Annotated in this window: 8 protein-coding genes and 1 tRNA gene; 5 read left to right on the top strand and 4 right to left on the bottom strand. The window is 64.8% G+C overall.

The genetic code is table 11. The features are described from left to right. Positions 1 to 36: 36 nt before the first annotated feature. Complete coding sequence (locus tag NED98_RS05735; protein WP_265312203.1) at positions 37 to 720, top strand: prolyl hydroxylase family protein; 684 nt, start codon at positions 37 to 39, stop codon at positions 718 to 720. A gap of 1 nt (position 721) precedes the next feature. Here the strand turns inward: NED98_RS05735 and NED98_RS05730 are convergent, their stop codons facing one another. Further along, the gene (locus NED98_RS05730) at positions 722 to 1357 is read right to left on the bottom strand and encodes a glutathione S-transferase family protein (RefSeq protein WP_265312202.1); all 636 of its coding nucleotides are present in this window, start codon (positions 1355 to 1357) and stop codon (positions 722 to 724) included. A gap of 10 nt (positions 1358 to 1367) precedes the next feature. Further along, positions 1368 to 2291 (bottom strand): LysR family transcriptional regulator, encoded by a 924-nt coding sequence (locus NED98_RS05725; protein WP_265312201.1) that lies wholly within the window; start codon positions 2289 to 2291, stop codon positions 1368 to 1370. Positions 2292 to 2377: 86 nt separating this feature from the next. Between NED98_RS05725 and NED98_RS05720 the strand changes: the two genes are divergently transcribed. The 4 genes from NED98_RS05720 to NED98_RS05705 all read left to right on the top strand — a co-directional run bounded on the left by NED98_RS05720 (position 2378) and on the right by NED98_RS05705 (position 6236). Continuing rightward, the gene (locus NED98_RS05720; RefSeq protein WP_179511846.1) at positions 2378 to 2698 is read left to right on the top strand and encodes a UrcA family protein; all 321 of its coding nucleotides are present in this window, start codon (positions 2378 to 2380) and stop codon (positions 2696 to 2698) included. A 207-nt stretch (positions 2699 to 2905) separates the two neighbouring features. Beyond that, positions 2906 to 4666 (top strand): single-stranded-DNA-specific exonuclease RecJ, encoded by a 1761-nt coding sequence (gene recJ / locus NED98_RS05715; protein WP_265312200.1) that lies wholly within the window; start codon positions 2906 to 2908, stop codon positions 4664 to 4666. 75 nt (positions 4667 to 4741) lie between these two features. Then, positions 4742 to 4816 (top strand) — tRNA-Glu (locus NED98_RS05710). Positions 4817 to 5006: 190 nt separating this feature from the next. Further along, positions 5007 to 6236, top strand: a complete 1230-nt coding sequence (locus NED98_RS05705) for a DUF6551 family protein (RefSeq protein ID WP_265312199.1) — start codon at positions 5007 to 5009, stop codon at positions 6234 to 6236. 56 nt (positions 6237 to 6292) lie between these two features. Here the strand turns inward: NED98_RS05705 and NED98_RS05700 are convergent, their stop codons facing one another. Together NED98_RS05700 and NED98_RS05695 are read right to left on the bottom strand one after the other, a co-directional pair. Further along, entirely contained in the window at positions 6293 to 10900 is a 4608-nt protein-coding gene (locus tag NED98_RS05700; RefSeq protein ID WP_265312198.1) for a thermonuclease family protein, read from the bottom strand. Continuing rightward, complete coding sequence (locus tag NED98_RS05695; protein ID WP_265312197.1) at positions 10900 to 12117, bottom strand: hypothetical protein; 1218 nt, start codon at positions 12115 to 12117, stop codon at positions 10900 to 10902. The genes NED98_RS05700 and NED98_RS05695 overlap by 1 nt, the downstream gene beginning before the upstream one ends. Positions 12118 to 12148 lie beyond the last annotated feature (31 nt).

Below are 12148 nucleotides of genomic sequence, written 5' to 3'. Positions count from 1 at the left end.
TGCCTTCGCGCTTCGGGCGCGCGAATTGGCGGCGCCATGACGACGAGAATCGGACCTCCCGGCCATCCTTCGCCGGTACGGCGCTTTATCGGAGAGCAAGTGCAGGCGCGGCTCGATGCCGATCCGCGGATGGAGCGGCTGCCGACCGATCTCGCGGTGGTCTATCGCTGCCGCAACTATCTCGATGCCGCGCAATGCAAGCAATTGGTTGCGATGATCGATGCCGATCGCCGGCCCTCCACCTTGCTGTCCGATCGCGGCGATACCGCCTTCCGCACCAGCGAGAGCTGCGACATGGACCGCTGGGCGCCGGCGGTGCGCGCGATCGACGAGGGGATTGCCGGCCTGCTCGGCATCGCGCCAGAAAATGCCGAGACGATGCAGGGCCAGCGTTACGCCGTCGGCCAGCATTTCCGCCCGCATCACGATTATTTCCACGAGAACGAAAGCTATTGGCCGGTGATGAAGGCCAGCGGCGGGCAGCGGACGTGGACCGCGATGATCTACCTCAACGATGTCGGGGAGGGCGGGGCGACCTGGTTTCCGCAGGCGGGCCTGCGCGTCGCACCACAGCGCGGATTGCTGCTCGCGTGGAACAATATGGCGGCGGACGGCAGCCCCAATCCGGCGACGCTCCACGAGGGGTCGGCGGTAACCGAGGGGGTGAAGTATATCGTCACCAAATGGTTCCGCGAGGCGCCCTGGGTGGCGGCGGGGTAAATCAGCGTTTCTTGTCAGCCGCTGCGAAGAAAGCGATCTGATCGGCTTGGGCTTTCCTGAACGCCGGCCGGTCGATCGTGCGGGCGATATAGGCTTCGGTCGCCGGCCGGTCGCCGAACGCGCGCACCAGCGCCACCCGCAATACGTCCGCCATCAGCAGATCGGCGACGGTGAAGCGATCGGCGACCAGCCATTCGCGCTCGCCGAATATCCTTTCGAGCTGGCCCAGCCGTGCGCTCAACCATCCGGTCAGCTGGTTGTCGACATCGCCGGAGACATTGAGGAACCACCACGGGACCGAGACCATCTCGATCGAATTGAGCGCGGCGATCGTCCATTGCATCACCTGCGCCTGTCCGGCCGGATCGCTTGGCATCAGCCGCTCGCTCTTCCGCGCGAGATGCAGCAGCATCGCGCCGCTTTCGAACAGTTCGAGGTCGCCGTCACGCAGGAACGGCACCTGGCCGAACGGCTGTTGCGCGAGGTGGTTCGTCTCGCGGCCGTCGAAGGCGACCGTCCGCATTTCATAGTCGAGGCCGGCTTCCTCGCATGCCCATCTCAGCCGCAGATCGCGCACGAAACCGCGCGGGCCTTGCGGCACCCAATCATAGGTCCAGATCGTCAGGTCGCTCGTCATTGCCGGCTTCTCACCCCGTAAACCGCGGCACCCGCGCGATCAGGAAATCGAGCACCGCGCGGATCCGCGGTTCGTGGCGCAGCCGCTCGGGATAGACCAGCCACAAATGGGTTATTACTTTCTTGAGCGGCGGGACGCAGCGGATCAGATCGGGGTCGGTGTCCGCCGCGAGGCACGGCAGCGCGGCGAGCCCGGTGCCGGCGCGCACCGCCGCGAGCAGCCCGGTGGAGGAATTATGGTGCATGATCACCTTCTCCTCCAGCCCGCTCGCCGCCAGCCACGCCTGATAATGCGCCCACACCCCAGGCTCGCCGCCGCCGATGAAAGGGTGGTTCACCAGCTCGGACATATGGCGCGGCACGCCGTGTCGCTCGGCATAAGCGCGGCTGCAATAGACCGTCCAGGGATCGGCGGTCAGCAGGCGCCAGACGAGCCCGGCGCCGCGCCGTTCCTTGCTGACGCGCAGCGCGATATCCGCCTCGCCCCCGGCGAGATCGCGAACGTCCTCGGTGGTGTCGATCTCGATATGGATCGAGGGCTGGGCGATGCGCAGATCGCCGATGATCGGCATCATGAAGGTAAAGGCGAAGATCGGCGACAGCGTGAGGCGCACCACGCCCTCGGCGCTGCGCCCGAGCAGCGAGGCTTCGTCGGTCAGCCGGCGTAGCGCGTCCTGCGCGCTCCGCGCGTGGGTCAGTAACGCTTCGCCCGCCGGGGTGAGCAGATAGCCCGCCTGTCGGCGATCGAACAGGATCACCCCCAGCGCCTCCTCCAGCGCGGCGACGCGTCGCGCGGCGGTGGTCTGGCTGACGCGCAGTGCGCGCCCGGCGGCGAGCGTGCTGCCCGTTTCCGCAACCGCAAGGAAATGGCGAACGTCGTCCCAGTCCGGCGTCATGTCGCTATTCTGCACTTTTGCAGAACGAGTCGGCAACATCGTTGTTCGTCATTTGCGGTCGGGTGCGCCTATATGAAGGCAAGCGTTGGCGCCGACGCGACTGACCTTCACCCCGGAGACTATCGATGAAAACGATCCTGTCGCTCGCGGCGCTTGCCGCGGCTGTCGTCGGCGCGCCTGCGTTTGCCCAGAGCGATGCCCCCCTTCCTTCGGTCAGCGTGCGCCACGCCGACCTCGACCTGTCGAACCCGCGCGACGTGAAGCGGCTCGATTACCGTATCGTCCATGCCGTGACCGGCGTGTGCGGGACCGCGTCGAGCGCCGATCCGGAGGGCCAGACCAATGTCCAGCGCTGCCGTGTCGAAACGCTCGCCGCGGCCAATACGCAGCGGGCGGCATTGCTGGCGGCGGTGCCGTCGCGGGCGGTTCTCGCCAGCGCGCGTTGATCGAGCCCAACGCGAACCTTTAATTCGTTCGCCCTGAGCCTGTCGAAGGGCGTCCCCGCCTCGATGGGACAAGAAGCCCTTCGACAGGCTCAGGGCGAACGATGGAGGGGGATCGCGTTCTACCGCACTATTCAGCCGACAGCCCGGCGGCGCCTCCAGCGCTGACCGGGCTGTCGCTATCTGCGCAAAACGTGGCAATAGGGGGCGATGACTCCCAACGCGGTGCTTGGCGTAGAACGCTCGATCCTTGGCCAGCCGTGGCGCTGGCGCGCCTTGGCTGCCGACCAGCGCGACGATTTCGCGCCCGACGATCTCATTACCCAGATCCTGCTGGCGCGCGGCTGCCCGCGCGAGGCGCTCGACCTGCATCGTGTGCCGACGATCCGCGGCTTCATGCCCGATCCCTCGATCTTCAACGATATGGATCGCGCCGCGGCGCGTCTCGCCGATGCGGTGACACAGGGCGAGCAGGTCGCGATCTTCGGTGATTACGATGTTGACGGCGCGACCTCCGCCGCGCTGATGATCCTGTTGCTGCGCGATCTCGGGCTCGAGGCGCGGCCGTATATCCCCGATCGGCTGATGGAGGGCTATGGCCCGTCGGGGCCGGCGCTGGTGCGCTTGGCGCAGGAGGGGGCGACGCTGATCGTCACCGTCGATTGCGGCGCGCAGGCATTCGATGCGCTCGCCGCGGCGCGCGAGGCGCCGGTCGATGTGATCGTCGTCGATCATCACCAATGCGCCAGCGCGCTCCCCGTGGCGCATTCGCTGGTCAATCCCAACCGGCTCGATGAGACCGAGGGGCGGGCGCACGGCCATCTCGCCGCGGTGGGGGTGGCGTTCCTGCTCGGCGCGGCGCTGCTGCGCGAATTGCGCGCGCGCGGCTGGTTCGCGAACCGTGTCGAGCCGCGGCTGATCGACCTGCTCGATATCGTCGCGCTCGGCACCGTCGCCGATGTCGCGCAATTGCGCGGGCTCAACCGCGCCTTCGTCGCGCAGGGGCTGAAGGTGATGGCGGGGCGGAAGAATGTCGGGCTCGCCGCGCTGATGGATGCGGCGCGGCTGACCCGCGCACCGACCGCGAGCGATCTCGGCTTCGCACTGGGCCCGCGAATCAACGCGGGCGGGCGGGTAGGGCGCGCCGACCTCGGCGTGCGCTTGCTCACCACGCGCGACGCGGCCGAAGCGCGCACGATCGCGACCGAGCTCGACCGGCTCAACGAGGAGCGCCGCGCGATCGAGGCCGCGGTGCAGGAGGCCGCCGAGGCGATCCTGCGCAGCGACCGCGCGGTGACCGTGGTGGCGGGGGCCGGCTGGCATCCCGGGGTGATCGGGATCGTCGCGGGGCGGCTCAAGGAAAAGCTCGGCCGCCCGGCGATCGTCATCGCGCTCGACGAAGCCGGGGTCGGCAAGGGATCGGGGCGTTCGATCACCGGGGTCGATCTGGGGCAGGCGGTGCTCGCCGCGAAAGAGGCGGGACTGCTCGTCGCCGGCGGCGGACATGCGATGGCCGCGGGGTTGACGATCGACGCCGAAAACGTCGGGGCGTTCGGCGATTTCCTTGAGGACAAGCTCGCCGGAAAGGTCGCGATCGCCGCGGCGGACCGTGCATTGCTGGTCGATTCGATTCATGCGGCGGGCGGGGTGACCCCGGAGCTGGTCAATGCGCTCGAAGCGGGCGGGCCTTATGGCACCGGCTGGCCGTCGCCGCGCGTCGCGGTGGGGCGGGTGCGCCCGGTGCGTGTCGATATCGTCGGCAACGGCCATGTCCGCGCGATCGTCGCCGGCGACGACGGGCGCAGTTTCAAGGCGATGGCGTTCCGCGCGGCGGATAATGCGCTGGGGCAGGCACTGCTCGGCGCGGGGACCCACCGCCGGCTGTGGCTCGCCGGGCGCGCGAAGCTCGACGATTGGGGCCAGCGCCCCGCCGCCGAGCTCCATCTCGACGATGCGGCCTGGGCCGATTGAGCGAATGATTGAACGATTGTTGCTTTGCCGCCTTGACCGCGCGGCCCGGCTCGCCTAACCGCCCTCTCGCCCAACGGCCCCTTCGTCTAGCGGTTAGGACGCGGCCCTTTCACGGCTGAAACACGGGTTCGATTCCCGTAGGGGTCACCATTGTTTTTCAATGGGTTAGATGCGTGCAACGCGTCGCGGAGGCGGAACTTCGGTAATATTCCGGTTATATACGTCGTTGAACAACGGTGGACGGCGCTTCGCGATCCGATTCTCTCGCGCCCCTTCGAGAGGGCAACGCTGATGCCGATCTAGGCGCTTCGCGTCTTCGCGGTAACGGTCCACCGCCACCATGAAGATTGCCCGCCCGCGGGATGAGACCTTCCATCGCCAGCCGATTCTCCGGCTGGTTCGATTGGAGGAAAATATGTCTCAGCAAAACGCCGCCGCAAGCACCCTCGGCACTCAGCTCTGGAGGAATGATGGCGGGTCACTGCCCGATTGGCTCCGACCGATGGTTCTCGGCAGCATCGAAGCCAACGGTACCTTTCTGATCGCTTCACCGTTGGGGCATCAGCGGGTCCATCGCGGTTATGTGGTCGTGGAGCAGTGCGGGGATGTGTACGCGTGGCCGGCAGAAGAGGTCGACGAGCGCGTAGCTGAGATGAAAGAGCGGTCGATCGCCGCGTCGAAGCCCGTGAACATGGTTGGACCAGGCAAAAGCCTGAAGACTGCGATTCCGAGCCGGAAGCGGCAACGCGGAAAACAGGAAACCAAACGAGCTCGAACCTATCCCCCTGTCCGCGGCGTGCCGCCTAGCATCGAATGGGTGTCGGTCGATGACTTGCGGGTCGACGGTGACTATCAACGTTCGATCGAGAACGAGCCCTCTCGCCGGCTGGTGGCTTCGATCGCCGCTCATTGGGACTGGCGACTCTGCATGCCATTGGCAGTGTCGAGGCGGGTGGATGGCCGGTATGTGATCGACGGTCAGCACCGCCTTGCGGCCGCGAGGATGAGGAAGGACATCATCCATCTCCCGTGCTCGATCGGCACCTACGATGGGGTGGCTGATGAGGCCGCCATGTTCGTCGCGGCAAACCGCGCGCGGCGGGCAATCAACCGGTTGGACGACTTCCACGCCGCATTGGTCGCTGGCGATGAGGACGCGTTGGAGATCAATCGTGTTGTCGAGACTGCAGGGTTGCGGGTTGCTCGCCAGACTGGATCGCAAGCGTGGCGCCCGGGTGAGGTGGCGTTCACGAGCAGTGTCGCAGCAGTGATGGGACGTAATGGCGAGGAACTGGTTATTGATGCATTGTCGGCAATAGCGGAGGCGTTCCAAGGTCAGGTCCTGACCAACGGCGCGTCCGTCTTCCTTGGTCTGACACGGATCATGGCCTCGCCCCCAGAGGGCCTAGATCGGAAGCGCCTGCTTCGGTCTCTCGCTGCGTTCGACATGAGGGGCTGGGGCAGCTTTGTGCAAGGAGTGAAAGGCGGAGACGTGCGCGCTCAGGCCATGCGATTGGCGATTCTCGAAGCCTATAACGACCCAGCTACGATGCAGCGGATAGCGGCGTAATGAAGGCGCCCGTCTGCCTGCGGCGGGCGGGCGCCCTAGCAAATTACCGCTAGCGATTACCGGGCATCACGAAATTCGCTCCAATCAGCCTTTGGTTTGTTCATACGGTTGCCGAACATTCCGCCGGGCATCTTGATCGATTGCCGGGCAGTGGGCAGTCCTTTCGGGAACAGCATGTCGCGGGCATCTTTCCGAGCGCCGCGGAGGATGTCGTCAACGGCGCCTTTCTGATCTTCCTGGCTCATGCGGATCCAGTCGTTTGCTCGCACCAGCGTATCAAGTTCCGGCTTGGCAAGCTGGCCCACCGCCGTTTGATAGTGGTTGTATTCTGCCCGGGGCAGCTTGGTATTTTTCGAGTCGCCGGGCATCCTGATACTGCGCGCGGGGCGGCCAATGGTGATCCCGGCGTCGGATAGCGCGGCCAGGGTTGGGTCCGGTCGGGCATCGCGCGTAGCGACCGGCGATAGCCAATCTGGCCCAAAAGCTCCGTCGCGTACCATCGGCCGACCGAGAACATCGACGCGGGCAGGAAGGCTATCCGATAATCCGGGTACGCGTGCGGTCATTCTCTCGGATAGGGATTCGGCGTCCCGTTGATAGGGGTCGGTTATTTGGGTTCCCTGAGCGACTACGGATGGCACGGCGCTACCCAGCATACGACCAATAAAGGCCTCACCGGCGCGATCGGGGTTATCGAATGCATCCATGAGCGCGCCGATTGACGGCAGGAAGGTCTTATTGCCGAGGTTGTGGGCAGCCGACAGCGCGACCTTTGCCGCCTGATCGGGAAGGCCGCCTGTTTGCCCATCCTTCGCCGCTTGCGCCATATCAGCCGCCCCACCGAAGATGGTCGCGAACGGATCGAGACGAGCATAGCTGTAATACCGATTGCCGATCTTGAGTGAGTAAGGCTGCCACCCCTGCGCGATTAGCATATCCCGCTGTCGGCGGTCGCTGGGGCCGGCTCCTGTTACCTTGCCATCCAGCGCCTGGGTTAGCGCCCATGCGCCAATGCCGGTGCCGATCGATACCTTGGCCACCGCAAGATCGCGGCGGATGCCGCCGGCCGCAAAGTCAGCCCGCCAGCGCGACGATGCCGGCGCGAGCGGAGTGCGCTCGACCGCGTAGCGCAGGATATTCCAAGGCGTCCGGACAAAGGGGATCAGTGCCTTGAGTGCGGGCGAATCGTTGGTCAGCTTCGAAATATTGGACGGCAGCGTCTTTTGCCGAAGCGGCTCCTGAAAGGTCAGATAGAGCGCGTAGTCCCGGGCCTTCCGAAGCATGTCATCGGTGGGATTTTGCGCGAGGGCGGTTGCTCGTTCCACCGCCGCCTTACCCTTCAGGCCTTCCGCGTCCGCTTGGCGCACCGCCTGCCCATAGAGTTCCTGTTTGCGCGCCAGCGCCTTGAAGAACTCGTCCTCCGCTTCCAACGCGCGAGTGGGGGTGCGAATCACCGTGCCGAGCCGGCCGCCAATCGCGTGACGGGGCGCTTCAACTCCATTGCGCATATCTCGGGTAAGGCCGGTGCGCATTGTTCGAGCCATCTCCGGCACAGCCTCGCGGACCCCAGCCACAAGCCCGATCGCGCGGGCGCCGACTTCCGTCGCAGTGATGCGTTCCGCAGATCCCGAGAAAGCGGTGCGCGTGCGGCCAATTGCGGACGCGACGCCATATTCGGGAATCTGGCTTACCGTCGTGTAGAGGTTGGAGAGGATATTGGCGGCGTGGGTTTTCGGTCCCGATAGGATCGTATTGTACCAGACCTCCTGCGCCTTATCCTTCCATGTTGGCGTGGCCATCTGCTTTACGATGCGGTTGAGCTTGGCCGGGTTTTCCGCCTGATCCACGATCATCTCGGCGGCGTCGCGAAGGCCATCGATCCCACCACCTTCATCGATCAAATGGCGCAGCACGTCGCCTCGGACGGCCCGGCTACTAGCGACCATCCGATATTGCTGAAGTGCGCGACCAGCCTCTGCCGCGGCGCCCGATACCTGCTCCTGGATAGCAGCGTGGCGCACGATCGCCTCGCGGAAACGAACCATGTCGGTTTCGCTGGCGTCGCCGCGTTGAAGCGTCTTCGCCATGTTGACTAGCTCGTTGCCCGACTTCGCCAGGATTTGGCGTGAGGCTAGGGCTTCCTCGGCGTTGAACGCTTGGCCGCCGCGACGCTTCAGAAGGTCGCCTGGCGACATATTGAGTTCCGCAGCGAGCCGTTCAGTTTCCGCCTGCGTAATCCTGCCCCGCCGCGCAGCATCGAAGCCACCTGAGATGCGATCGACCTGCGATAGCGCCCGCTTGATCGCCTGCGGGCTGTCTAGCTTGTCGAGCCGGATATTGCCCGCAAGATTTGGCGCGTTTTCGCCCCACTCTTGATAGGCCTCGATAGGGGCTGCGTTCCGATCAAGGTCAGCGAGATCAGCCGGGGCACCACGATCGATAGACAGTGGCGCCCCGGCTTCGCGCGCGGCCTCCACGTCCCAGCGCTGCTGGCGGGCAGCGTTGAACGCGTCGACTTCCGGGAGATCGTCTGGATGGAATGCACGGTTGCGACCGCTATGCGTATCGGTCAGCGCCTGCAGAAATTCGGTCGGGGTCGGCCGCTCAGCATGGCTCGGGAAGTATCCAGCTTCCCACGCTCGGAATGCCGCATCGTCATAGCTCATGCCCGAATTCGAGATGAGTGGCCCGTATCGGTTCTCGCCACCCGCGAAGTCTATTCCTGCGCGTGGCGCGTTCCCGATGCCCGCATGTTCCAGCTCACCACCTTCGGCGCGAATACCGCCTTGTGAACGGAGCCATGATACCAGGTCCAGCGGGCCGCGTGCGGCGATCGGCGCACCCGTGTTCGCATTCGCAACCGAGCGAGGATCGAGCGTATCGCGTTCTTTGGGCGCGCGCACGTGCTCATATCGTCCAGCGGTAATACGATCCGCCTCGGGCAGCCCGTCCACCGCGTTCGACGGCAAAGGCATGATGTCTCGCGGTTCTAGCCGCTGCGCAGCGGCCATCCGCTCGGAGTGAGTCGCTGGATCGAGAAGCGGGCGAGGGCGGCCATTCACGTCAATGCGATCGGGGATTCGCGCGCCGGCCATCTCCGGTCCGAACATGGCCGGAGGATCCAGATCCGCGCGCATGGGCATAGGCGCGTCCGCGAACTCATCCCAGGGAGAAGGGGAGGGCGAAGAGTCGCCGCCGGGCGCTCGCGGTTCCATTACCGGCGTCGGCCGCTGCGGCCCTGCATATTTGTTCTCGGTGCTGGCGCGTGCGGTATCGAGCGCGCCATCCGTGAATCCCTCCGCTGCACGCTCACCGTCACGACCAACGAGACGTGAGAAGGGCACCCCAAAAATCTGTGCGACCTTCGGCGCGGCAATACCCGTTCCGATTCCCAACGCGGTCCCGACGGGGATGCCGATCGCTAGCCCGGTCGCCCGGCTCTGCAGATCTTCGCCTTGACCAGCCCCGGCCACGCCGCCTTCGATCGCACCGGCCAAGCCGAGGCGGGACACCACGGCATTGCGCGCGGCCTGCTCCGCGGCGAACCGAGTTGCCCCAGCTTCCAGGGCTTTCCGAGCAGCCGCGGCGCCCACGCCCTCGATCGACATGCCGGGCACGACAAGACCGCCGGCAAGCTGCCCACCGAACCGCGCCCACGGATGATTTTCCTCATCGTAGTCCAGGATCGCCCGATTTTGCTCAAGATTGTTACCGTAGATGTCACCGAAACGCCGGCTGCTATTCCACAGGTTCTCCCGTTCCCTGCCGGGGACCAAGGTGTCGGCCACCGCGCCGGCCTCGTCCAGCAAATTGAACGGATCGGCGAACCCGCGAAGGCCAGCGCCGAAAGCACCATCGCCGAGATTGGTGAGTACGCGCGGCGGCCGTACATAATTCATCGCGGGATCAGGCCGCTTGGTAATGGCGCGCTGGCGATACCTTTCGCGCACCTGATCAGGGTCGACTTTGAAACCGTTGGTGTTCGCGTATGCGATCAGATCCTCCGGCTTGGATTTTGGGTCCATCCAGATCGAGATGTAGCCCTGCTCGATCGGCTTCGGCAGGCCCGCGAATGGGGTCGGTTCATCCCAGAAGATCGCGTCGTTGGTATCGCGGGTCAGCGGCTCGCCGTGACGGAAGGAGGCGGGCGTTTGATAGGTAAGACCGAAGGCGCCACGGCGATTGAGACGAGCAAGGCGTTCCGTCTGAGTGTAATCCACAAAGCGCTGCGGGTCGGAACGCAGATAGTTCGGGATCGTGATCGCGAGGCCATCGTGCAAGAGCTGCGCGCCAGCATCGCCTCCGTTGTTAAGCGAGGCTACGGGACGCCCATATGTGACGTCACCGGTCAACGACACCGAGGCATTGGGGGTGGCATAGGGCAGCAGCGCCGACCGCGCCTGTTGCCCCAGAGGCACCGTCGCCCCGTTCGGGCTGAAGCCGTTCTGATTTAGCTCGAAAGCGTCGACACCGAACAGACGCGCATTGCGCCCGTCGTTAAGACGGAAGGTGTCGCCATCATGCGCCAATCCGGTGGGGTGCAAATTGGGAGCCGGAGCTGGGGTAGGGCGGACGGGCGCGTCATTAAACTCAGCCCATTTGTCGGCTGGCCTCGCGCCCTGGGGTGTCGGTGCATCGTGAAATTCGGACCACGGATCGGCCATCAGCGCACCTTCACCTGACCATCGGGGGTTTTGAAATAAGTTCCCTTAGGGAGCATTCGCGCCTGTTCGGGCGTTGCCACGGTGACCGGCAGTTGGGGCGTGCCGGGGACCATGCTCGGCGGATTGTTCGGCATCGATAGGCCGCCTCGATGGCTACGCCCCGATTTGTAGGAATTCCACGCCAACTGCTCGCTGGGGCTTAGCGGCTTGCCATCCCTAATCTTCGCCAGGATCGGGGCAACGACTCCGCCCAAGGTTGGGTTGCCGCCTGCCCCTGGTCGAGGATGGGTGTCCGCGTAGGTGGGAACGCCGCGCAGGCCGATGCGATTTTGCTGCCGCACCCCCTCTAACGAAACGCGGTTGCCTTGGCGGGTATTCTCCAGCGACACGCGGTTATCCTGCTTGACGCCTTCAAGGTCGGTATTGTTCTGAAAGGCAGTGGGGCCGTTTGCGCGCAGCACATAATCCTGCATCGCGGAATTATACTCAGGCGACCCCGCCTCGAACCCTAGCCCCTGCGCATAATCTTCAGCTGGCAGCGAACCCTTGTAGAGCATCTGCGCAGAGCCCGTGCGCGGGTCGACCCTTACAATCTCGTTCGAGGTATTGCGGATCACTGGCTTGTTCGCCTCGAAGTCGCGGTCGTCCAAATGCCACTGATGCTGCTGCATCAGCTTCATCTGGTCACGCTGCCATTCGAGTTTGTCCCGCTGTCGAGCGAGTCGGCTGTTGATGACAGCCATCGCATATGGGTCGCCCTGGCTGGCTGAATACCGCAACGCAAATTCACCGATGCCACCGAGAATCTTTTCGCCCAAGCCGCCGCTCTGGAAGAAGCTAGGTTTGCGGATAGGAATCTTGTTCACGTCAAATGACGCGCCGAACATGCCCGGCTGCAACTTGGGCGTAGTCAGCGAATCTGGCGCCGCCGTCATCTGATCCACGTTCGGCCCGCGTAGCATTTCTGCCCCGAAGATCGGGCGCTGGGCAGTCGAAGGCATACCCGAGCGCGGCCCTTCGTCCGGCTGGGTCCCTGTATCTTGTGGGGAGGGCAAGAGCGCTGATTGCGGTGGCACGGGCGGCGCCGACATAGGGTCGGGAGATTGAGCGCCAAGAAGTTGCTGGCTGAAACTCAGCGGAACAAAGGGCGGTTGGCGCATGTCGGAAAGCATCGGAGCACCGAACATGCCCCGCGGCGCGGAGAGGGTAGCCGCCATTAAATGCACCTTTTCTGGAATGAGGCAGGAA

The organism is Sphingomonas lycopersici (assembly GCF_026130605.1).
GTDB lineage: Bacteria > Pseudomonadota > Alphaproteobacteria > Sphingomonadales > Sphingomonadaceae > Sphingomonas > Sphingomonas lycopersici.
The sequence above is the reverse complement of the archived record's forward strand: the minus strand, read 5'-3'. Positions and strand labels throughout refer to the sequence as shown.

What these genes read in the sequence shown, in the direction of transcription:
- NED98_RS05735 (WP_265312203.1), top strand. Translation starts at nt 37, where the DNA reads ATGACGACGAGAATCGGACCTCCCGGCCATCCTTCGCCGGTACGGCGC.
- NED98_RS05730 (WP_265312202.1), bottom strand. Translation starts at nt 1,357, where the DNA reads ATGACGAGCGACCTGACGATCTGGACCTATGATTGGGTGCCGCAAGGC.
- NED98_RS05725 (WP_265312201.1), bottom strand. Translation starts at nt 2,291, where the DNA reads ATGTTGCCGACTCGTTCTGCAAAAGTGCAGAATAGCGACATGACGCCG.
- NED98_RS05720 (WP_179511846.1), top strand. Translation starts at nt 2,378, where the DNA reads ATGAAAACGATCCTGTCGCTCGCGGCGCTTGCCGCGGCTGTCGTCGGC.
- recJ (WP_265312200.1), top strand. Translation starts at nt 2,906, where the DNA reads ATGACTCCCAACGCGGTGCTTGGCGTAGAACGCTCGATCCTTGGCCAG.
- NED98_RS05705 (WP_265312199.1), top strand. Translation starts at nt 5,007, where the DNA reads ATGAAGATTGCCCGCCCGCGGGATGAGACCTTCCATCGCCAGCCGATT.
- NED98_RS05700 (WP_265312198.1), bottom strand. Translation starts at nt 10,900, where the DNA reads ATGGCCGATCCGTGGTCCGAATTTCACGATGCACCGACACCCCAGGGC.
- NED98_RS05695 (WP_265312197.1), bottom strand. Translation starts at nt 12,117, where the DNA reads ATGGCGGCTACCCTCTCCGCGCCGCGGGGCATGTTCGGTGCTCCGATG.